Genomic DNA, 19,790 nt, shown 5'->3' with positions numbered 1-19,790 from the left:
AGGGCACCGCACCGGTGCCCATTGCCCAGGAGCATCGACTCGGCGGTAACCGAGCGGCCAGTTGAAAGCGGCAGCGCTTTGCTTGAAGCTTGAGGCTCGTAGCTTGGAGCTGCTTCATGCGAATCATCGACAAAACCGCCACCCAGGTGCGCAGCCTGACCCCCGCCGAAGAAGAGCTGCTGGTCGGCTTTGCCACCGGCACCCTGGGCGGCCCGCGCCTGCTGCAGGCCAACCAGCTGCTGATGAAGGTGCGCAATGCCAACCAGTGGCTGGCCTGCGATTGCCGTAACGACGCCTTGCCGGTGCTCAATGTCACGCTCAATGGCAACACCGGCACGTTGTTCCTGAAGAACAACCCGGGGACCGCCGAGCATACGGCCGGTTGCCCCTTCAGCAAAGACGAGCGCGAAGCCGCCGAGCGCGAAAACGACCCCGCGCCACCCGCCGCCTGGCTGCCACCCGACACGCCCCTGCGGCTGATTGGTGATTTCCGTGCCGGCGGCGCTGGCGACGGTGGCGAAGGCAGCGAGCGACGCGCACAGCAGCGCCTGCTGGCGCTGTTGCTGACCTGGATTGAGACCAGTGGCCTGAACCTGTATGCCACGCACCTGAAGAAGGACCTGACCGGGCAGTTTGCCGAACTGCGCAGCGTGGCAAGCCGCTACCCGCTGCTGGAGCGGGTGCCGGCCAGCAACTACCTGGAAACCCGCCTGGACATGAAGCACATGATGATGCTCAAGGCGCGGTTGCGCGAAGCCAAGGTGTTCGGCAACCACCGCCGGCACGGCCTGTTGCTTGACTGCGTCGATCAGATCAAGGGGCGCAAGCTGTTCAACAACCGCAACGAAGACGGGTTCGATTTCCAGGGGCATCACTTGTACTGGGGCGGCAGCCGCACCAGCGGACCGCTGCTGGCACTGATGCTTTACTCGCCGACCAGTGCCGGCAGCCATTACTACGAGCTGATCCATGTGGCCAGCGTACCCGTGCTGTCCCGCGCCCACCTGTTCCCCGTGTACCGCGACGAGGAGCGCGAGCCGCTCAAGGCGTTGGTGTCGCTGGTCGACTGGATGGCCAGCAAGGGTGTGAAAGTGCAGATGCGTCGGCCGGTGATCGGCGGCGCGCTGGCAGACGAGTTGGTGATGACCTCGGATCAGGACCGGGTTTTGTCGATATCGCTCCTGGAGCAACCGCTGGGCCCCGAGCCGGACGCGGAGAACTTCAAGCGCTACGCCGATTTCAAGAGCCCGGAAACCTTCCGCAAGTTCGTTGCCGGGTTCTTCATGCGCGAACGCTGAACATCGCCTGTTGTTCGCACCCATTGGCGCCATGGGCCAGCCTGCACTAGCGTTGTGCTACCAGCCAGGCAAAACGTTCATGCGGAGCCCCAACCCATCATGCCGGACCTGCGCCCGAACCCGACGCTGTGCCTGCAGTACCGCGCCGAGCAGCCTATTCACCAAGCCTTCCTGCAACAGGCTGAGCGTTGCCCCGAAGCCCCTGCAATCATCACCGCGCACAGGCTTTGCACGTACGCCCAGCTGGCGCAGATCAGCCAAGGTATCGCTGCGTATTTGCTGGAAATAACCGTCAATAGCGACGATCGTGTGCTGATTGTTGCCGAGCGGGGCGCGGCGCTGGTCTACGCGATGCTTGGCTGCCTGCGCGCCGGGCGGGCGTTCAGCGTGGCCGATGCGGCCTACCCTCCCGCCCGCCTGCAGCAGCTCGCCAGCAGCTTGGCACCTCGGGTAGTCCTGCGCTGTGGCCAGGCACACGTCGAAGCCGCAGACGCCTGTGTGGTAACTGTGCCTCAGGACCCGGTCGAGGCACTGCATGCGTTTGACCGGCCCACGGCGCAACTGCCCGCGGTCAGCGCAGGGCAACCGGCCTACATCACCTTCACCTCGGGCAGCACCGGCGAGCCCAAGGCGATCGTTACCCATCACGCGCCGCTGGTGCACTTCATCGACTGGCATGTGCACCAGCACGGGCTGACCCAGGCCGACACGTTCTCGTTACTGTCCGGCCTCGGCCACGACCCGGTTTACCGCGATGTGTTCACGCCACTGTCGCTGGGCGCCAGCATTGCCTGCCCGGCCCAGGCCAGCCTTACCGACCCTGCACAGCTGGCCAGCTGGATTGGGTTGCATCGTGTCAGCGTCATTCACCTCACCCCACCGCTGGGCAAGCTTATCGAGACCGGCGCGCAGCTGCAGGGCCATCTGTTCAGGCAACTGCGCTACCTGTTCTGGGGCGGCGATGCACTCAGCCCGGCGCTGTACCAGCAGATGCGTGCCGTGGCGCCGAATGCCGTCAACGTGAATTTCTATGGCACCACCGAAACCCCGCAAGCCATGGCGTACCACACGCTCGACCCGACCGCGGAACAGGCCCGGGTGCCCTTGGGCAAAGGCATCGCCGATGCGCAACTGCTGGTCGTGAACGCGGCCGGGCAACTGGTGGGCGAAGGTGAAACCGGCGAAATCCTGATCCGCAGTCCCTACCTGTCCCTTGGTTATTGGGGCGACCCGGCGCTGACCGAAGCCAGGTTCATCACCAACCCGTTCACCGGGCTGGCCAGCGACCGCTGCTACCGCACTGGCGACCTGGGCACTTACCTGGCCGATGGCAGTGCCTGTTTCCTCGGCCGGGCTGACGGCCAGGTGAAAGTGCGGGGGCACCGCGTGGAACTGGCGGAGATAGAAAACACCATCAGCCGCCTGCCTGCCGTCCGGCAGTGCGTAGTACTGGCCAACCATGACCACCCACTGCCCCGCCTGATTGCCTACTGCGTGTTGAATCAGCCAGCCAGCGCCGACGACCTGCGCCTGGCTGTCGCCCGCCAGTTGCCGGACTACATGGTGCCGGCACTGTTCATCTTCGTGCAGGCCATACCGCTCACCCCGAACGGCAAGGTCGACAAACGCGCCCTGCCCGCCCCGGTTCAAGCGCCGACCAGCCAACCCTCGTCAGCGCTGGCCGAGAAGCTGTGCAGCGAGTGGGCACGAATACTGCGGGTGCCGCGCCTGGACCCACGCTTGAGCTTTGTCGAGTTGGGCGGTGACTCGCTTTCATTCGTACAGGCCTCGAGGGTGCTCGAGCGGTTGATCGGCCACCTGCCAGATCGTTGGGAAAGCCTGTCGGTCAACCGCCTGGCTGAGCTCAGCGCACCGCATGAAGGCGGGTGGCGGGTCATGGAGATGCCTGTGTTCGTGCGTATGCTCGCCATCATCCTGATCGTGGTCGGCCACCTCAGCGGCATGACCCCTTGGCCGATCGTGGGCGAAACGTCGGTACTGTTCCTGGTCTCTGGCATCAGCCTGGCGCGTTTCCAGCTCAAGGCCATTGAAACCCGGGGGGATGCACGCACACTGCTGCCGTCCCTGGCCGCCATCGTGGTGCCGACCGTGCTGTATACCGCGCTACTGCAACTGGTGTTCGACCGGGTGCACTGGCAATCGCTGCTGTTGGTGTCCAACTGGTTTGCGACCGGCGAGGTTGGCCTGTTCAACTACTGGTATATCGAAGTGCTGGTGCAGATGATCGTGATCATTGGCCTGGTGCTGTCGAGCAAGCGGGTACGCCAGGCCGTTAACGCCGCCCCGTTCCGCTGGCTGATCCTGGCTGCCTGTACGCTGGTAGCGGTGGATGTGTTGCTCAACCGCTGGGTGTTCGACGCCAGTGGCCTGCTGCACCGGGTGCCGCAACACTTCCTGGCGGTGATGGTGCTGGGCATGGCCGTGCACCATGCCGATACCCCCGCCCGCAAAGCGGTGGCCAGCGCGGTAGCGGTGCTGGTGGTCGCAGAACTGGACCTGATGGCGGTGGCCGGTATTGGCTGGCAGGCCGTCACCCACTATGTCGATATTGCCTTGCCGGCGATGCTGGCGCTGATCTGGCTGCGCGCAGTCCCCGTACCGGCCTGGCTGGCACGTGCGGGTGCAGTGATTGCTTCGGCCACCCTGTTCATCTACCTGACGCACTTCCAGTTCCAGTCGGTGGCGGACCGTATCGCCCCGAACCTGCTGTTCGAGGTTGCCTTGGCCATCGCCGGGGGCGTGGCGGTGAGTGTGGCCTGGAATACCGCCACGCGCTGGCTGCTCAGCCGCTGGCGCGCTGGCCGAAAAACGCGCGGGGATGATGACGGGGTGCAACGCGTGACCTAGCCCGCCAGTTCAGCCAGAACTTCAGCCGACGTGGTGACCTGGCGGAAGTGGTGCTGCCATAGCTCAATGCCAAGCTTGCCGGAACGGTCCAGCGAGGAGCCGACCGTCATGTCGGTGACCAGGGTAGGCATCAGCCCGGCATCGAACAGGGCAAAGCCGGCGGCCAGCACACAGGTTTCGGTCTGCAGGCCACACACCAGCACGCGCTCCACGCCCATTTGCCGGATGTGGGCGATCGCTTCGGCACTTTGCCCGTAGCCATGCTTGACGAACACCTGGTCAGCCTCCACCAGGCTTTCGTCCTCTGCCGCCGGGTGCCAGCCGAGCTGGCGTGCAAACGGCGTGACCCGCTCGTCGTGCAGTTCGACCGAGGCTACGGTAGGAATATTGGCTGACAACCGACGCAGCCCATCGACCAGCCACTCGGGCGGGCTGAAGGTGGACTGGACATCGACGATTAACAACACCTGGCGCATGGGCGAATTCCGGCACGGGCAAAAGCGCGCAGTATAACGCGCCTGCACGGCTGCTGTGGCTGCCCACGCCTGGCTGGCGCTCAGGCACGGCCAAACTGCCCTGTAAAGGCTTGCCCCCCGGTCACATCCGGCGCTGTTTCAGCTATGATCGGGCATCCCGCGGAGGACGCCGTGAACCATGCCCGTAGACCTGCACGCGTTGTACCCCAGGCTGATCCACCTGATGCTCGACACGGTCTTCGTGGTCGACCGGGACAACCAGATCATCTTTGTCAGCGATGCCTGCGAAGCGCTGTTGGGCTACCGGGCATGCGAGCTGGTCGGTACCGCGATTACCGACCACATGCACCCCGAAGACCTGGCAACCACCCGCGCTTCGATCCTGCGGGTCATGAATGGCCAACCGCATTACGACTTCCACAACCGCTACATCCGCAAGGACGGTGGCGTGGTGCATATACTCTGGGCAGCCTGCTGGTCAGAGGAGGCCCAGGCCCGCATCGGCGTGGCGCGGGACATTACCGCCCAGCACCAGGCCGAAGCCGAACTGCGCTTTCTGGCGCATCACGACCCGCTGACCCGGCTGGCCAACCGGGCCATGTTCAACCAACGGCTGGACGCCGCCCTGGCCAGCGCTCGGCGCCATGACCGCTCATTGGCATTGCTGTTTATCGATATCAACGATTTCAAGCAGATCAACGATAACCACGGCCACAGCGTGGGCGACCGGGTACTGTGCACACTGGCCCGGCGCCTGGAAAGCTGCGTAGCGGGCAGCGCGACGGTGGCGCGGATGGGCGGTGACGAGTTCACCGTACTGTTGCCCGATTGCCCGTCAGCCGAGGTCGTGGCCGCGCAGGTGCAGCATATCCTGGCCGTCATGGCCGAACCGCTGGATGCCGAGTTGGCCGGGCTCCAGGCACCTTCCTGCAGCATTGGCATCGCGCGCTTCCCCGAAGACGGCACCGATGCCGACATGCTGCTGCGCCATGCTGACGGCCACATGTACCGGGTCAAACGGCAACGCACCGCGGCAGGCTGAACACAGATGAACCGGCGCGCCCCTGAAGACGCTTTGCTCGACAGCTGGCAGCACAATGCCCAGGCCTGGATTGACGCAGTACGCAGCGGCGCCATCGAGCGCCGCCGCGAGATGACTGACGCCCAGGCTCCAGGGCACCGCGTAGTCAGAGCACCGGCTTGCGCACCGCGCCGCTCCGGGCTTTGGCCATGGCCGCCAGGCGCACCGCGACGTTAGCCGCACCGTAGCCGCTATAACCCCCCTTGCGCTGGATGATCTCGAAGAAAAAGCGCTCTTCGAAGGGCTCGGTGTACACATGGAACAGCTCGCCACCCTGGGCGTCGCGGTCATAGAGCACGTTGTAGTAAGCCAACTCGCTGAGGAACTCGTCGTCGAAATCGAAGCGCGCCGCCAGGTCGTCATAGTAGTTCAGCGGAATTTCCAGCAACGGCACACCGGCCAGCTTGGCGCGCGCCACTTCGCCGAAGATGTCGTCGCAATCGAAGGCAATATGGTGCACCCCGGAACCGCGGTAGCTGGAGAGCGCATGGGCAATGGCGGTGTTGCGGTTTTCCGAAATGTTCAACGGCAGGCGCAAGGTGCCGCACTGGCTGCGCAGGGCGCGGCTCTTGACCAGGCCGTACGGGTCGGGCAGCACCACCTCGTCGTCGGCGGCGAAATCGAACAGGCTCTTGTAGAACAACACCCAGCTGTCCAGCGACTCGGCTGGCAGCGCCAGGGCCATGTGGTCGATGCGGCGCAGGCCACCGGTGGCGGTCACGCTCGGGTCCAGGCTGAAGTCGGTGTCATACAGGGTATGCCCGGCGGTGCCCTGCTCTACCAGGTACAACAGACTGCCATCGGGTGCGCGTACCGCTGGCACCTCGCACTCGTTGGGACCGACCAGGCCGCGGAACGGCTGGCCACGGTAGGCAGTGGCACGCTTGAGCGCAGCCTGCTGGTCCTTGACCCGCAGCGCGGTGGCGCACAATGACGGGCCATGGGCTTCGAAGAAGTTGTGGCCAAAGGAGTAAGGCTCTGCGTTCAGCACGATGTTGATATCGCCTTGGCGCAGCAGCTGCACTTCCTTGCTGCGGTGCTTGCCCGCTTCGGCAAAGCCCAGCCGCTTCAGCCAGCTGCCCAGGCGCGCGCCAACGGCCTCATCGACCGCAAATTCCAGGAACTCGACGCCGTCATAACGACTGGCCGCGGGCGGGGTGAACAGTACGCCAGGCTCGATCGGGGTATTTTGCTGTTCCAGGCGCAGCCGGGTTTGCTCTTCCAGGTACAACAACGAGCGCAGGCCGTCGGCGGCGTTCTGCCGGGTGGGCGCTGCACGGAAGCCGTCATTGAAGATTTCCAGCGACAGCGGGCCACGGTAGCCGGTGGCCAGGATCGGCGCGAGGAAGCCGGCCATGTCCATTTCGCCTTGCCCCGGGAAGCAGCGGAAGTGGCGGCTCCACTCCAGCACGTCCATCGCCAGGATCGGTGCGTCAGCCATCTGCACGAAGAAAATCTTGTCGCCAGGGATGTCGCGGATCGCGCGCGGGTCGCCCTTCAGCGACAAGGTATGGAAACTGTCGAGGATCACCCCGAGGGCCGGGTGGTCAGCCTGGCGCACCAGGTTCCAGACCTGCTGGTAGGTGTTGACGTGGCGGCCCCAGGCCAGCGCTTCGTAGCCGATACGCAGGCCACGCTTGCCAGCATGTTCGGCAAGCAGCCGCAGGTCGTCGACCAGCACCTGTTCATCGCCCAGGGCATCGGCCTGGACGTTGCTGCACACCAGCACCAGGTCAGTACCCAGCTCCTGCATCAGGTCGAACTTGCGCTCGGCGCGGTCCAGGTTTTTCTGCAGGCGGTCGCGGCGGCAGCCTTCGAAATCACGAAACGGCTGGAACAAGGTAATGGCAATACCCAGGTCGGCGCACATCTGCCGCACCTGGCGGGGGCTGCCGGCATAGTAGAGCAAGTCATTTTCGAAGATCTCGACGCCGTCGAAACCGGCGGCGGCGATGGCTTCGAGCTTTTCCGGCAGGGTGCCGCTCAAGGACACGGTAGCGATCGAACGCTGCATGGCGGGAGTTCCTTGTTGTTTGGAAGGTATACAGTGCCAGACAGGCAGAAAGACCTGTCAGAGTTTATGGCACGATCGATTATTCGCAGGTAGAGTCGCTGCTTCAATCTCTTTGTACGGAATGGTTAGTTTTGCGTTCGATTATCGCACAAAACCCGTTTTAGCGAATTGCCAGTCAACTGGCCCGTGGTCAACATGATCCACAGACGCAGGCACACCGACCGCTCCCTCCTGCCTTGGCAAACACCCCTGGCGGAACCTGCGCAAACAACAATAACAACGGAGACAACGATGGCTCACTCCAGCTCGCAAGCAAAAAAAGCGACCGCCAGTGGATGGATAGGCTCGGCACTCGAGTACTACGACTTTTTCATCTATGCCCAGGCCGCTGCACTGATTTTCCCGCAGATCTTCTTCCCCAACACCGACCCGAAAATGGCCATCATCGCTTCGCTGGCCACCTATGGCGTGGGTTACCTGGCCCGCCCGGTGGGCGCCTTCGTGCTGGGCCACTGGGGTGATACCCGTGGCCGCAAGAACGTGTTGCTGCTGTGCATGTTCCTGATGGGCCTGTCGACCATGGCCGTGGGCCTGCTGCCCACCTACCACGACATCGGCTTCCTGGCACCGGCCTTGCTGGTGGTGCTGCGCCTGATCCAGGGCTTCGCCGTGGCCGGGGAAATCTCCGGCGCCAGTTCGATGATCATGGAGCACGCGCCCTTCGGCCGAAGGGGCTACTACGCCAGCTTTACCCTGCAGGGTGTACAGGCGGGCCAGGTCATGGCAGCGGCGGTCTTCCTGCCACTGGCGTACTTCATGCCCAGCGAGGCCTTCAATGACTGGGGCTGGCGCATTCCCTTCCTGATGAGCGCCATCGTGCTGATCGCCGGTTTCATCATCCGCAAGGAAGTGCATGAAACCCCGGCATTCGTGAAGGAAGAGAAACAGGACAAAGTGGCCAAGTCGCCGATCAGCGAAGCGTTCCGCCACAGCTGGAAGCACATGGTGCTGGTGATGTTCATGGCCCTGATGAACGTGATTCCGGTAGTCGCCACCATCTTCGGTGCGGCCTACGCGGTGCAGCCGGCCTATGGCATCGGCTTCGACAAGAGCGTCTACCTGTGGATCCCCGTGGTCGGCAACATCGTCGCGGTACTGGTGATTCCGTTCGTCGGCAACCTGTCGGACAAGATCGGCCGCCGCCCGACCATGATTGCCGGCTGCCTGGGCTCGGGCCTGCTGGCGTTCGTCTACCTGTATGCGATCAGCATTCAGAACGTGCCACTGGCATTCATCACCTCGATCGTCATGTGGGGCATGGTCTACCAGGGTTACAACGCGGTATTCCCAAGCTTCTACCCTGAGTTGTTCCAAACCCGCTACCGCGTTTCGGCCATGGCCATTGCGCAGAACATCGGCACCATGCTGACTGCCATGTTGCCGGCGCTGTTCGCCCTGGTTGCGCCACCCGGCTCGGACAACATCCCGCTGGTGGTCGGTGGGCTGGCGTTCTTCATCACTTGCGTGTGTGCCCTGGCGGCCTACATTGCCCCGGAAACCCATCGCCTGGCGATGGAAGACCTGGGTAACCCGCAGGCCAAGCCGATGGAAAAGGAAGCCTATGAAGCCAGCCGCAAAGGCAGCGTCCAGGCGGTAAGCCACTGACAGGCGCGGGGCCGCAAAGCGGCCCCAGCCATTTCAGCCCTGAACCACGCCCTGCAAGCGCGCCCACAGCCGCTCCACATCGCCCCGCTCGGTCGGCAAGGCGCCGATCGACACCCGTACCATCCAGCGGCCATCCAGCGTCGCCGGGGTCACGTAGGCATCACCGCTGGCGTTGAGCCGCTGCGCCCAAGCCTGGGTGTACGTGTCCAACGCCTCGCCCTCCAGCCCCTGCGGCCGATGACGAATGCACAAGGTCTGCAACTGCACGGGCGCCAACAGCTCCCAACCTTGCGCAGCGCTGACCTGCCCTGCCAGCCAGCGGGCATTGTCCAGGTCGCGTCGCAGCCGCGCCTGCAACGCTTCCACGCCCTCGCTGCGCAACATGAACCACAGTTTCAACGCACGGAACCGGCGCCCCAGCGGGATGCCCCAGTCGCGCAGGTTCTTCACCTCGCCATCCACTGCCGACTGCAGGTAGCTGGGGTTGGTGCTCATCACTCGGATCAGGTGCTGCGGGTCACGCACGTAATAGATCGAGCAATCGAACGCCACGCCCAGCCACTTGTGCGCGTTGACCACAACCGAGTCTGCCAGCTCGATGCCGTCCCACATCCAGCGGCATTCCGGCAGGATCATCGCCGAACCGGCCATGGCCGAGTCGACGTGCAGCCACAGTCCATGGGCCTGGGCGATTTCGCCGATCGGGCGCAGCGGGTCCAGCGCTGTGGTGGTGGTGGTGCCGGTGGTGGCCACGACGGCACAGGGCTGGTTGCCGGCAGCCAGGTCCTGCTCGATGGCTGCCTGCAAGGCCTGCGGGCGCAGCGCGTAGTGTTCGTCGGTGGGGATCAGGCGAATGTTGTCACGCCCGAAGCCGGCCAGCAGCGCGGCCTTGTCCACCGAGCTGTGGGCGTGGGCACTGACATACACGATCAATGGCTTGGCTTCGGCCTGCAGGCCACCCCGCACCAAAGCGTAACCGGTGGCGCGCTCGCGCGCGCTGATCAACGCCACCAGGGTGCTGGTCGAGGCGGTGTCCTGGATGACCCCGCTCCATTGGCTGGACAAACCCAGCAACTGGCGCAGCCAGTCGAGGGTGGTTTCTTCCAGTTCGCTCAGGGCCGGGCTGGACTGCCATGACAGGCCCAGCACACCCAGGCCGGTACTGAGGAAGTCACCCAGTACCGAGGACAAGGTGCCATTGGAGGGGAAGTAGCCATAGAAGTCAGGGTGCTGCCAGTGGGACAGGCCAGGCATGAGCAGTGCGTTCACGTCGTCGAGAATGGCCTCGAAGGGTTCACCTTGCTGGGGGGCTTGCCCTGGCAAGGCGGCCTTGAGGTAACCGGGTTCGACCTGGGCCATGACCGGGCGCTCGCCCACGGTCTGGCGGTAGTCGGCGATCAGGTCGATCAACTGGTGGCCGTATTGGCGGAATTGTTCGGGGGTCACGCGGGCTCTCCTTTGGGTCATCCGTAGCCTGTTATGGCCCTATCGCAGGCAAGCCAGCGCCCACAGAACAGGACGCTGGCTTGGACAGGGCCAGCGCAGGCAACACAATGCCCCCAGTCTAGGCGCCTATGCCCAGACGAATACCCCCATGTCACGCATAGTTGCTATGGCAAACGCGCATGCCCACCCTGCACGCCGAACTGCGACTGGCGCCACAACTCGAATACCCGGTTGCGTAACCAGCGGTGCTCGGCCGAGGCCTGCAAACGCTGGTGCCACACCACCCAGTAGCGCTGGCTATGGTCGATAAAGCCCAGCGGCCGCCAGGCCAGGCCATGCAAGCGGCTCAGTTGCCGGGCGATGTGCTCGGGGACGGTGGCCACGGCCTGGCTGCCGGCAACCACCTTGACCGTGGCGCAGAAGAACGGCACCTCCAGGCTGACCCGCCGCTGCAGGCCCTGGGCGCGCAGGTGGCGGTCGATGAAGCTGTCCTTGTCGCCGCCACCGGAAATCCGCACGTGCTTGTGCGCCAGGTAGTCCGCCTGGCTGAGGGTGGCTTGCGCCGTCAGCGGATGGTCGCGGCGCATCAGGCACACCGCGCGGTCCTCACCCAGCAGGCGCCCGTGCAGGTTGGGTGGCGACTCGTCGAACAGCGTGGTCGCCAGGTCAATCTCGCCGCTGGCCAGCAAGGCGTACTGGCCGGCCTGCCAGGTGCGGTATTCCAGGGAAACACCCGGCGCTTCCTGTTCCAGCGCAGCCACCAGCAACGGCAGCATGTGTTCGGCCACGTAGTCCGAGGCAGCCAGGCAGAAGCGCCGCTCGCAGCGGGCCGGGTCGAAGACTGCAGGCTGACGCAGGGCCTGCAGCTCTTCAAGCACTTGCCGCAGGGGCTCGACCAGGGTTTCGGCGTGTTCGCTGAGCACGTAGCCACGGCCTTGGCGGACCAGCAAGGGGTCGCCGAACGCTTCGCGCAGCAGGGCCAGCTGGCGGCTGAGGGCCGGCTGGCTGACGCCGAGGCGCTCGGCAGCGTGGCTGAGGTTCTTCAGCTGCAGCAGGTGGTCGAGGGTGCGCAGGTGGGCGAGGCTGAGGGAGGCGAAGGTGGGGTTCATCGGGTTCGGCTCCGGACCGCTGCGAGGGCTTCGCCCTCGTTTCGCGACACAAGGCCGCGCCTACAGAAGCGGCCTTGCGACGCGATGGGCCGCAAAGCGGCCCCAATTGCACAGATCAGTCGGTCAGACCAACATAAACATTCTGCACATCATCGTTCTCGTCGATCGCTTCGAGGAACGCTTCAACCTCAGCCAGCGCTTCGGCGCTCAGGCTGGCCGCGCTCACCGGGTTTTTCGGGGTATAGCCGATTTTCGCCGAGGTCACGGTGAAGCCATGCTCGGGCAGGGCCTTCTGCACCGCGTCCAGGTCGGTAGTGTCGGTAATGAACAGGGTCGAGCCCTCTTCTCCACCTTCTTCGAAGTCCTGGGCGCCGGCTTCGATCGCGGCCATTTCCGGGTCGGCATCGCCTTCGGGGGTGGCTTCGATCAGGCCGACATGGTTGAAGTCCCAGGTCACCGAACCGCTGGCGCCCAGCTGGCCCTTGCGGAACAGCACGCGGATCTGCGCAACGGTGCGGTTGACGTTATCGGTGAGGCACTCGACGATCAGCGGCACCTGGTGCGGGGCAAACCCTTCGTAGCTGACGGCATGGTACTGCACGGCCTCGCCGTCCAGGCCAGCGCCTTTCTTGATGGCACGTTCCAGGGTTTCACGGGTCATCGAGGCTTTCTTGGCCTGGACGATGGCCAGACGCAGGCGCGGATTCATGTCCGGGTCGGCGCCAGATTTGGCCGCAATCTGAATTTCCTTGGCCAGCTTGCCCATGATCTTGCCCTTGGCATTGGCAGCTGTTTCTCTATGCTTGGCTTTCCACTGTGCGCCCATGTCGACTCTCTTTGTTTCAGCGGCCGGTTCAGGAAGCGACCGGCCAAAAGTGGGTGCAGTTTATACGCCCTCGCGCATGGGTTCGACAAGAAATCTCATCAGCCTCGATCCGCTTGCCTGCCGCCCTGGCAGCCGCCTGGCGCTGAACTGCCCCTAGCGCGTAGCGATCACGAACAGCCTCGGGAACGGCAACAGCACCTTGCCATCGGTGGCCGGCGGATAGTCGCGCTGCATGGCCTGCAGGTACATCTGCAGGAAATCACCCTGCGCGCGCTCATCGAGCCTGGCCAGGTAAGGGCGCAAAGCCGAGCCTTTGAACCACTCCACCACCGCCTCGGCGCCGCCCACCAGCGGGTGGTGATAGGTGGTGCGCCATACATCGACCCGCGCGCACAGCGGGCTGAGCAGGTCGTAGTAAAAGGCCGCCCCGTGCCGTGGCGGCAGTTGCAGGTCGGCGAACTTCGTGGCCCACGGGCCCTGGCTGGCAATCTCGCGCAATTGCCGGTGGGCCGGCTCATCGAGGTTATCCGGGGTCTGCACCGCCAGGCTGGCGCCTTCGCTCAACTGGCGCACCAGGTGCGGGTACAGCTTGGCATGCTCGGGCACCCACTGCAGCGAGGCGTTGGCAAGGATCAGGTCCTGCGGCTCCGGGGCCGACCAGCCGCTGATGTCGGCAACCACCGTGCGCACCCGGGGGATGCACAAGCGCTTGCGTTCCCGGGCCTTGGCAATCATGTCCGGGTCGCTGTCCAGCGCCGTTACCTGGGCATCGGGGTAACGTTGCAGAAGTACCTCGGTGGAATTGCCAGGGCCGCAACCCAGGTCGGTGGCGTGGCGTACCGGGCGTGACGGCACGGCGGCGAGCAGGTCGCGCACGGCGCGGGTACGTTCGTCTTCGAACAGCGAATACTGGGTGGCGGACCAGGCCATGTGCAGCTCCTCCAGGCGGGTGATAGGTGGAGCATACGCCATGTGGCGGCCGGCGCGTTCGTTGCGGCACACGCAATGAACTGTCTGGCTGGGTGCAGGGTCATCTGCTGTATGCGCACCCACCTGAAAACCTATATCGCCATTGCCATCCTGGCCCTGATCGCGGCCGCCGCCCTGCTCGGCTCACCGTGGATGAACCAGCGCTTTCACATGCCCGCTGAAAAAACCCAGGCCCAACAACGCGAAACGGCCGGGTCCACACGGGAGCCGGCCGTTTCCAAGCGCGAGTGACGCTTAGTGCTGCTTGCTGCCAGAGCGGATCTGGTGCACCACACCCATGGCCACCACGATGGCCGCCGCCACACCGGTGGAGATCACCAGGATCTGGTAGTCAGGCATGAAGGCCATGGTGACCAGTGCCGTCACGATGAAGGCGATGACCAGGTAGGTCAGCCAGGGGAACAGCCACATCTTCAGGCGCACTTCCTTGCCCTCGGCGATCAGCTTGCGGCGCATGCGCAGCTGCGAGAAAGCGATCACCAGGTACACCAGCAGGGCAATCATGCCAGTGGTGTTCATCAGGGTTTCCAGCACGTCTTTCGGGCGCAGGGTCTCGCTGAAGTTGATCAGCGCGCAGACCACGGCCACGGCGCACGAACCCATGATCGCGTACACCGGTACACCGGTGCCGGCGCGGGTGATCTTGAAGAACGACGGTGCATCGCCCCGCTGGGCCAGCGAGAAGAGCATGCGCGAAGCGGTGTAGTGGCCCGAGATCAGGCAACTGCTGACCGAGGTCAGTACCACGAAGTTCATCAGCAGCTCGGCGTACGGCACGCCCAGCAGCTCCAGGGTACGGCGGTAGGCGCCATAGCCGGAAACCCCCAGGTGCGGGTCGTTCCACGGTACCAGGCAGACGATCAGGAAGATCGAACCGACGTAGAACAGGCACACCCGCCACACCACCGAGTTGGTCGCCTTGACAATCTGAGCGGCCGGGTCTTTGGCTTCGGAAGCGGCAATGGTGACGATTTCTGCGCCGAGGAAGGCGAACATCACCCCCAGCAAGGCGCCGATGACCGTGGTAATGCCGTTGGGCATGAACCCTTCGGCGGTGAGGTGGCTGATGCCACGCACTTCACCGAATTGCCAGACATTGGTTACCGCAGCGGTACACACGATCAGGAAGCAGACGATCGCGATCACCTTGATCAGGGCGAACCAGAACTCGAACTCACCGTAGTGCTTGACGTTGAAGAAGTTGACGGTGATCAGCAACAGGGTCGTGGCCAGCACGAACACGTTGACGCTCACATCCGGGAAGAACCCATGCAGGATCTTGCCGGCTACGTAAGCTTCCCAGGCCATCAGAATGACCCAGTACCACCAGTACAGCCAGCCAATGGTGAAGCCGGCCCAGCGGCCGATGGCGCGGTCGGCGTAAGTGGAGAACGAGCCGGTATCAGGCGAGGAAGTCGCCATTTCACCGAGCATGCGCATGATCAGCACCACCAGGATGCCGCCTGCCAGATAGGCCAGGACAGCGGCTGGGCCGGCGCTGTGGATCACGCTGCCGGAACCGACGAACAAGGCGCCGCCAATAACCCCGGCGATCGACATCATCGTCAGGTGGCGCGACTTCAGCGAGGCACTGAGCTTGCTCTCGTGCCCGCTTTTCGCGGTGGTGGTAGTGGATGTTGCGTCCATCAGTTGTGTACCCCGTGCTTCTTTTTATCCAAGGAAAACCGTGAAACCCCGATGGCTGGCGGTTTCACCTGTACATCAGTGCTAATGCGGGCAGGATGGTGTGCGCGAACACACGCAGGCCTTCCATGGCGGCCTGCTGACGCGCCCCAGGGCTGGCGCCTGGCGCGAACTGAACATGCTATTGGTGGCGATATCTGACACCTAATGTAAAAATGTCCGACGCAGAGAGCCATGCACAGTGGCATCAAACTCGCACTGCACTGTACAGGTCGCCTATGCAGTACACCCTGCAATTGCCTGGCGATACGCACCCTGAAGGCCCCGAATGCTCGAACTACATCCAGACTCCTCGACCCCGTTGGTGAACCAGATCATCGACGCGCTGCGCGAGCTGATCGATAACCAGACCCTCAAGCCTGGCGCCAAGGTGCCCTCGATTCGCGCCTTTGCCGCGAGCTACTCGGTGAGTACCTTCACCGTGGTCGAGGCATACGATCGCCTGGTGGCCCAGGGCTTGCTGGTGAGCCGGGGCAATGCAGGTTTTTTCGTCAACCGCGCGGCAGCCGAGCTGCTGGAGCAGCACAACGCCGAGGCCGACACCAGTCGACCAACGTTCAACTCCGAGTGGTACCTGCAACAGATCTTCGAGATCCGTCAGTTGCCCTACAAACCCGGATGTGGCTGGCTGCCCAACGACTGGATGTACGAAGAGGGCCTGCGCCGTGGCCTGCGCCAGGTGGCCGGCAGCCCGCTGGAACTGTCGGGGTATGGCGACCCCATGGGCCTGCCGGAGCTGCGTGCACTGACCGCGCAGAACCTGCAGCAGGAATTGTCGATAGTGGCCAACCCGGCGCAGCTGATGCTGACCCACGGCGCCAGCCAGGCGCTGGACTTGGCCGCACGCACGCTGGTCCGGCCGGGGGACGTGGTACTGGTGGACGACCCGGGCTACCCGAACCTGATGAGCATCTTGCGTACCCAGGGCGCGACGCTGGTCGGCGTCCCGCGTACCCCGGCGGGCTACGACCTGAACCAGTTGGAGCAGTTGCTCGCCCATCACCGCCCGACGGCGTTCTTCACCCAGCCGCATTTGCACAGCCCGACCTGCTCGCGCACCCCGCTGCCGCAGCTGCACCGGCTGTTGCAGCTGGCCAGCCAGCACGGCTTCCGCCTGGTCGAGAACAACCTGTACGCCGACATGGTCGCCGAGCCGCAGCCCTGCCTGGCCAGCCTCGACCACCTGCAGCAGGTGGTGTACGTAGGCAGCTACTCGAAGAGCATTTCGCCCAATGTGCGCGTCGGCTACATGCTGGCCAACCCCGAGCTGATGCAGAAACTGCTGCAGCTGAAAATGCGTTCGGGCCTGACCACATCGCAGGTAATGGAGCGTGTGGTCTATGCCGCGGTCATCGACGGCCGCTGGCGCAAGCACCTCAAGCGTCTTCGCCAGCGCCTGGCGGAGGCGCATCAGGAAGTTGGCCGGCATCTGCATCGATTGGGCTTTGAACTGTTCATTGAGTCCGACGAAGGCATGTACATCTGGACCCGCCATCCGGCGCTCCCGGACAGCGCGGCATTGCTGGACGACGCGCTGGAGAAAGGCATCATGCTCGGGCCTGGGCAGTTGTTCATGGTCGATGCCAAAGCCACCGGCTGGATGCGCTTCAACGTGGCGTTCAGCACCGACCCGGCGATGTGGGAGTTGCTGGAGAAAGTGTTGGTCAAGCATGTGCGTCGGGCTGGGCTTTAAGCCATACCGGTCGTGTGAACTTGAGATCGAGCGCCGCCCGCGCGGCGCATCGCGAGCTGCGCTCGCTCCTACGTTTGTTTCGGGCCAATTATGCCTGTGGGGTTTGCGCGCGAACCATTTGGCGCATGCCTCAATATCGCGCCGTACTGACATGGCGGTCGCGCGCGCCTCTCCCAGACCTCACTGGCCCGAAACAAACGTAGGAGCGAGCGCAGCTCGCGATGCGCCGCGCGGGCGGCGCTCGATCTAACAGGCGCGGCATATCTTATGGCAACCACCTGTCAGCCCTGATGCGATCCCTGTGGGGTTCATCCCCGAAATAAACAGCGTGGTAGCACTCACCGCCAATCCGCTTTGTCAGCAAAAAACGCCCGAGCATTCGCCTCCAGGCTCTGCAGATGGTACCCGCCCTCCTGCACAATCAGGCATGGCAAGCGCAATGCGCGGATACGCTCGCCCAACACGGCAAAGCCCTCGGTCGTCACCGCCACCTTGCTCTGGGGGTCCAGCTCATAAATGTCGAAGCCCAGCGACAACACCAACACTTGCGCACCAAAATCCTTCACCGCAGCCAGTGCGGTGTCCAGCCGGCTCAGGAAGTCCGCTTCGCTGGCGCCGTGGGGCATCGGCAGGTTGAGGTTGTACCCCTCCCCCTCTCCACGGCCGCGCTCCTCCTCGAACCCGGCCACGCCTGGGTAGAAGTTGGTCGGGTCGCCGTGCACCGACACATACAGCACATCGCGCCGGTCGTAGAAGATTTCCTGGATGCCTTGCCCGTGGTGCATGTCGGTGTCGAGCACCGCCACCCGGCTGTAGCGGCCGCGCAAGGCCTGGGCAGCGACGGCAGCGTTGTTGATGTAACAGAAGCCACCCGCCGCATCGAACCGCGCATGGTGCCCCGGTGGCCGGCACAGCGCGTAGGCCGCGGGCTCACCCTCGGCAATGGCCTTGGCGCCAGCTACCGCGCTCTGCGCGGACCAGTAGGCCGAATGCCAGGTACGCTCGCCTACCGGGCAACTGCCATCGGCCAGGTAGCGCGCGGCCTGGGCGAGAATGCCACGCAAGGCGTTGGGCTCACGCACGAAGATGTTCGACATGACCTCGTCGCCCCAGTCCTCGGGCACTTCCTTCCAGCGCGCATGGGCGTCTTCGAGGAAGGCCAGGTAGGCCTCGCCATGCACCGCCGCCAGCGGCTGCAGGCCAGCATCCTCTGGCTGGCGGATGTCGAAGCCAAGGTTCCTGGCAGCCTGCAGCAGGCGCTGGGCGCGCTCGGGCACTTCCTGGGGGGTGCGCATGGCGCCACGCGAGTAGTAGCTGCGCGGGTGATGCAGCAATTGTTCAGGGTGGAAGTAGCAACGCATCAGGCTTCTCCTGGTTCGACACGGCCGGCGCGGGCCAGCACGGCATTGAGCAATACATCGGCACCCTGGCGGGCATCGTCGGGCAGCACATCCTCGGCTTCGTTGTGGCTGAGGCCGCCGATGCAGGGAATGAACACCATCGCCGTCGGGCAATAGCGGGCCAACAGGATGGCATCGTGCCCAGCGCCACTGACGATCGACTGCTGCGCATAACCCAGGGCATCCACCGCTTGCTGAACAGCGGCCACACAGTCCAGGTCGAACGGCGTGGCCGGGCTGACCCAGTGCCGCTCGATGCGCACCTGCAAACCGCGCTGGCGGGCGATGGCCTGCAGCGCCAGGGTCAGGTCGCGTTCCATGGCCTCGATGGTTTCATCGCGGTGGTGGCGCAGGTCCACCGTGAATTGCAACACCCCGGGGATGGTGTTGCGTGACGACTTGGCGATGGTCAGCTCGCCGACAGTGGTCAGCGCCTCGGGGGCATAGTCTGCCGCCAGCCGCTCAAGCGCCTGAATCATCTGCGCCGCGCCGTACAAGGCGTCCTTGCGCAACGGCATCGGCGTGGTGCCGGCATGTGCGGCCATGCCTTCGACGGTCACATCCAGCCAACGAATAGCCTGGCCGCCGCTGACCACACCAATGGCCTTGGCGTTATCTTCAAGGATCGGGCCTTGCTCGATATGCGCTTCAAAATAGGCATCCACCGGCCCGCCCAGCGGCCGCAGGCCAGCGTAACCGGTACGCTGCAACGCGTCGGCGACGCTGATGCCTTGCGCATCGCGTATGGCCAAGGCTTGCTCCAGCGCCAGGGTGCCGGTGAACACGGCCGAACCGAACATCGCCGGGGTAAACCGGGCGCCTTCCTCGTTGGTCCACACCGCGAGCTCCAGCGGCTTGCGGGTGCTGATGCCCAACTCGTCGAGGCGGCGCACCACCTCCAGCCCGGCCAGCACGCCATAGACACCGTCGAAACGGCCGCCCTCCGGCTGGGTATCCAGGTGGCTGCCAATCATCACCGGGGCGGCGTCGGGGTCGGTGCCAGGGCGGCGCGCGAACAGGTTGCCGATGGCATCCACGCTCAGCGTCAGGCCCGCTTCGCGGCACCAGTGGCTGAACAGCTCACGGCCAGCCTTGTCTTCGTCGCTGAGGGCCAGGCGGCAGCTGCCACCGCGTGCGGTGGCGCCGATTTCGGCCATGGCCATCAAGCTCGCCCACAGGCGTTCGCCATTGCTTTTCAACATGTGCAGGTACTCCAGAAT

At 64.3% G+C, this 19,790-nt stretch carries 15 protein-coding genes and 1 pseudogene; 7 read left to right on the top strand and 9 right to left on the bottom strand.

All coding sequences use genetic code 11. The annotated features are described in order from the left end of the window. Positions 1–116 precede the first annotated feature (116 nt). Both L1P09_RS10815 and L1P09_RS10810 read left to right on the top strand, forming a co-directional pair. A complete protein-coding gene (locus L1P09_RS10815; protein WP_054903817.1) occupies positions 117–1,298 on the top strand; it encodes a hypothetical protein in 1,182 nt (393 codons plus the stop codon). Positions 1,299–1,397: 99 nt separating this feature from the next. After that, positions 1,398–4,166: a non-ribosomal peptide synthetase gene (locus L1P09_RS10810; RefSeq protein WP_054903816.1), complete on the top strand. Its 2,769-nt coding sequence runs from the start codon at positions 1,398–1,400 to the stop codon at positions 4,164–4,166. Here L1P09_RS10810 and L1P09_RS10805 read toward each other — a convergent pair. Beyond that, complete coding sequence (locus L1P09_RS10805) at positions 4,163–4,642, bottom strand: isochorismatase family protein (RefSeq protein ID WP_054903815.1); 480 nt, start codon at positions 4,640–4,642, stop codon at positions 4,163–4,165. The two genes, L1P09_RS10810 and L1P09_RS10805, sit on opposite strands and share 4 nt — an antisense overlap. A 178-nt stretch (positions 4,643–4,820) precedes the next feature. On the opposite strand from L1P09_RS10805, the gene L1P09_RS10800 reads away from it, so the two are divergent. Further along, on the top strand, positions 4,821–5,684 hold the full coding sequence (locus tag L1P09_RS10800) for a sensor domain-containing diguanylate cyclase (protein WP_054903814.1): 864 nt from the start codon (positions 4,821–4,823) through the stop codon (positions 5,682–5,684). 6 nt (positions 5,685–5,690) lie between these two features. Beyond that, positions 5,691–5,804, top strand: a pseudogene (locus L1P09_RS10795) (class I SAM-dependent methyltransferase); the annotation flags it as partial. Between the two features lie 25 nt (positions 5,805–5,829). Here the strand turns inward: L1P09_RS10795 and quiC are convergent. After that, positions 5,830–7,737, bottom strand: coding sequence for a 3-dehydroshikimate dehydratase QuiC (quiC, locus tag L1P09_RS10790; RefSeq protein ID WP_054903813.1), 1,908 nt, complete (start codon positions 7,735–7,737; stop codon positions 5,830–5,832). Between the two features lie 291 nt (positions 7,738–8,028). Between quiC and L1P09_RS10785 the strand changes: the two genes are divergently transcribed. Next, positions 8,029–9,402, top strand: coding sequence for an MFS transporter (locus L1P09_RS10785; RefSeq protein WP_029885538.1), 1,374 nt, complete (start codon positions 8,029–8,031; stop codon positions 9,400–9,402). Positions 9,403–9,435: 33 nt separating this feature from the next. Here L1P09_RS10785 and L1P09_RS10780 read toward each other — a convergent pair whose 3' ends face one another. From L1P09_RS10780 to tam, 4 genes are all read right to left on the bottom strand, one after another. Next, positions 9,436–10,848, bottom strand: coding sequence for a DOPA decarboxylase (locus tag L1P09_RS10780; RefSeq protein ID WP_182389340.1), 1,413 nt, complete (start codon positions 10,846–10,848; stop codon positions 9,436–9,438). Positions 10,849–11,012: 164 nt separating this feature from the next. Continuing rightward, the gene (locus L1P09_RS10775) at positions 11,013–11,957 is read right to left on the bottom strand and encodes a LysR family transcriptional regulator (protein ID WP_054903811.1); all 945 of its coding nucleotides are present in this window, start codon (positions 11,955–11,957) and stop codon (positions 11,013–11,015) included. Positions 11,958–12,072: 115 nt separating this feature from the next. Then, on the bottom strand, positions 12,073–12,783 hold the full coding sequence (locus tag L1P09_RS10770; protein ID WP_235768805.1) for a YebC/PmpR family DNA-binding transcriptional regulator: 711 nt from the start codon (positions 12,781–12,783) through the stop codon (positions 12,073–12,075). A gap of 153 nt (positions 12,784–12,936) precedes the next feature. After that, positions 12,937–13,713 (bottom strand): trans-aconitate 2-methyltransferase, encoded by a 777-nt coding sequence (gene tam / locus L1P09_RS10765; protein ID WP_235768804.1) that lies wholly within the window; start codon positions 13,711–13,713, stop codon positions 12,937–12,939. A 111-nt stretch (positions 13,714–13,824) separates the two neighbouring features. Between tam and L1P09_RS10760 the strand changes: the two genes are divergently transcribed. After that, complete coding sequence (locus L1P09_RS10760) at positions 13,825–14,004, top strand: hypothetical protein (protein ID WP_054903809.1); 180 nt, start codon at positions 13,825–13,827, stop codon at positions 14,002–14,004. Between the two features lie 3 nt (positions 14,005–14,007). Here the strand turns inward: L1P09_RS10760 and L1P09_RS10755 are convergent, their stop codons facing one another. After that, positions 14,008–15,420, bottom strand: coding sequence for an amino acid permease (locus L1P09_RS10755; protein WP_235768803.1), 1,413 nt, complete (start codon positions 15,418–15,420; stop codon positions 14,008–14,010). Between the two features lie 325 nt (positions 15,421–15,745). On the opposite strand from L1P09_RS10755, the gene L1P09_RS10750 reads away from it, so the two are divergent. Beyond that, positions 15,746–17,170, top strand: coding sequence for an aminotransferase-like domain-containing protein (locus tag L1P09_RS10750; RefSeq protein WP_029888035.1), 1,425 nt, complete (start codon positions 15,746–15,748; stop codon positions 17,168–17,170). A 338-nt stretch (positions 17,171–17,508) separates the two neighbouring features. Here L1P09_RS10750 and L1P09_RS10745 read toward each other — a convergent pair whose 3' ends face one another. Together L1P09_RS10745 and L1P09_RS10740 are read right to left on the bottom strand one after the other, a co-directional pair. Continuing rightward, positions 17,509–18,531, bottom strand: a complete 1,023-nt coding sequence (locus L1P09_RS10745) for a histone deacetylase family protein (protein ID WP_235768802.1) — start codon at positions 18,529–18,531, stop codon at positions 17,509–17,511. Beyond that, positions 18,531–19,772 carry a Zn-dependent hydrolase gene (locus tag L1P09_RS10740; protein WP_235768801.1) on the bottom strand — a complete coding sequence of 414 codons (1,242 nt, stop codon included), beginning with the start codon at positions 19,770–19,772 and terminating at the stop codon, positions 18,531–18,533. Before L1P09_RS10740 ends, L1P09_RS10745 begins: the two co-directional genes overlap by 1 nt. Positions 19,773–19,790: the final 18 nt, after the last annotated feature.

Origin of the sequence: Pseudomonas juntendi (genome assembly GCF_021560075.1) — a bacterium.
In the GTDB taxonomy this organism is placed as follows: domain Bacteria; phylum Pseudomonadota; class Gammaproteobacteria; order Pseudomonadales; family Pseudomonadaceae; genus Aquipseudomonas; species Aquipseudomonas juntendi.
This window is presented reverse-complemented; position numbering and strand designations above follow the sequence as displayed.

Bases quoted from the DNA above. Each gene is read 5' to 3' on its own strand.
- L1P09_RS10750 (WP_029888035.1), top strand. From the start codon at position 15,746: ATGCTCGAACTACATCCAGACTCCTCGACCCCGTTGGTGAACCAGATC.
- L1P09_RS10810 (WP_054903816.1), top strand. From the start codon at position 1,398: ATGCCGGACCTGCGCCCGAACCCGACGCTGTGCCTGCAGTACCGCGCC.
- L1P09_RS10770 (WP_235768805.1), bottom strand. From the start codon at position 12,783: ATGGGCGCACAGTGGAAAGCCAAGCATAGAGAAACAGCTGCCAATGCC.
- tam (WP_235768804.1), bottom strand. From the start codon at position 13,713: ATGGCCTGGTCCGCCACCCAGTATTCGCTGTTCGAAGACGAACGTACC.
- L1P09_RS10800 (WP_054903814.1), top strand. From the start codon at position 4,821: ATGCCCGTAGACCTGCACGCGTTGTACCCCAGGCTGATCCACCTGATG.
- L1P09_RS10775 (WP_054903811.1), bottom strand. From the start codon at position 11,957: ATGAACCCCACCTTCGCCTCCCTCAGCCTCGCCCACCTGCGCACCCTC.
- L1P09_RS10785 (WP_029885538.1), top strand. From the start codon at position 8,029: ATGGCTCACTCCAGCTCGCAAGCAAAAAAAGCGACCGCCAGTGGATGG.
- L1P09_RS10740 (WP_235768801.1), bottom strand. From the start codon at position 19,772: ATGTTGAAAAGCAATGGCGAACGCCTGTGGGCGAGCTTGATGGCCATG.
- L1P09_RS10745 (WP_235768802.1), bottom strand. From the start codon at position 18,531: ATGCGTTGCTACTTCCACCCTGAACAATTGCTGCATCACCCGCGCAGC.
- quiC (WP_054903813.1), bottom strand. From the start codon at position 7,737: ATGCAGCGTTCGATCGCTACCGTGTCCTTGAGCGGCACCCTGCCGGAA.
- L1P09_RS10815 (WP_054903817.1), top strand. From the start codon at position 117: ATGCGAATCATCGACAAAACCGCCACCCAGGTGCGCAGCCTGACCCCC.
- L1P09_RS10760 (WP_054903809.1), top strand. From the start codon at position 13,825: ATGCGCACCCACCTGAAAACCTATATCGCCATTGCCATCCTGGCCCTG.
- L1P09_RS10805 (WP_054903815.1), bottom strand. From the start codon at position 4,642: ATGCGCCAGGTGTTGTTAATCGTCGATGTCCAGTCCACCTTCAGCCCG.
- L1P09_RS10755 (WP_235768803.1), bottom strand. From the start codon at position 15,420: ATGGACGCAACATCCACTACCACCACCGCGAAAAGCGGGCACGAGAGC.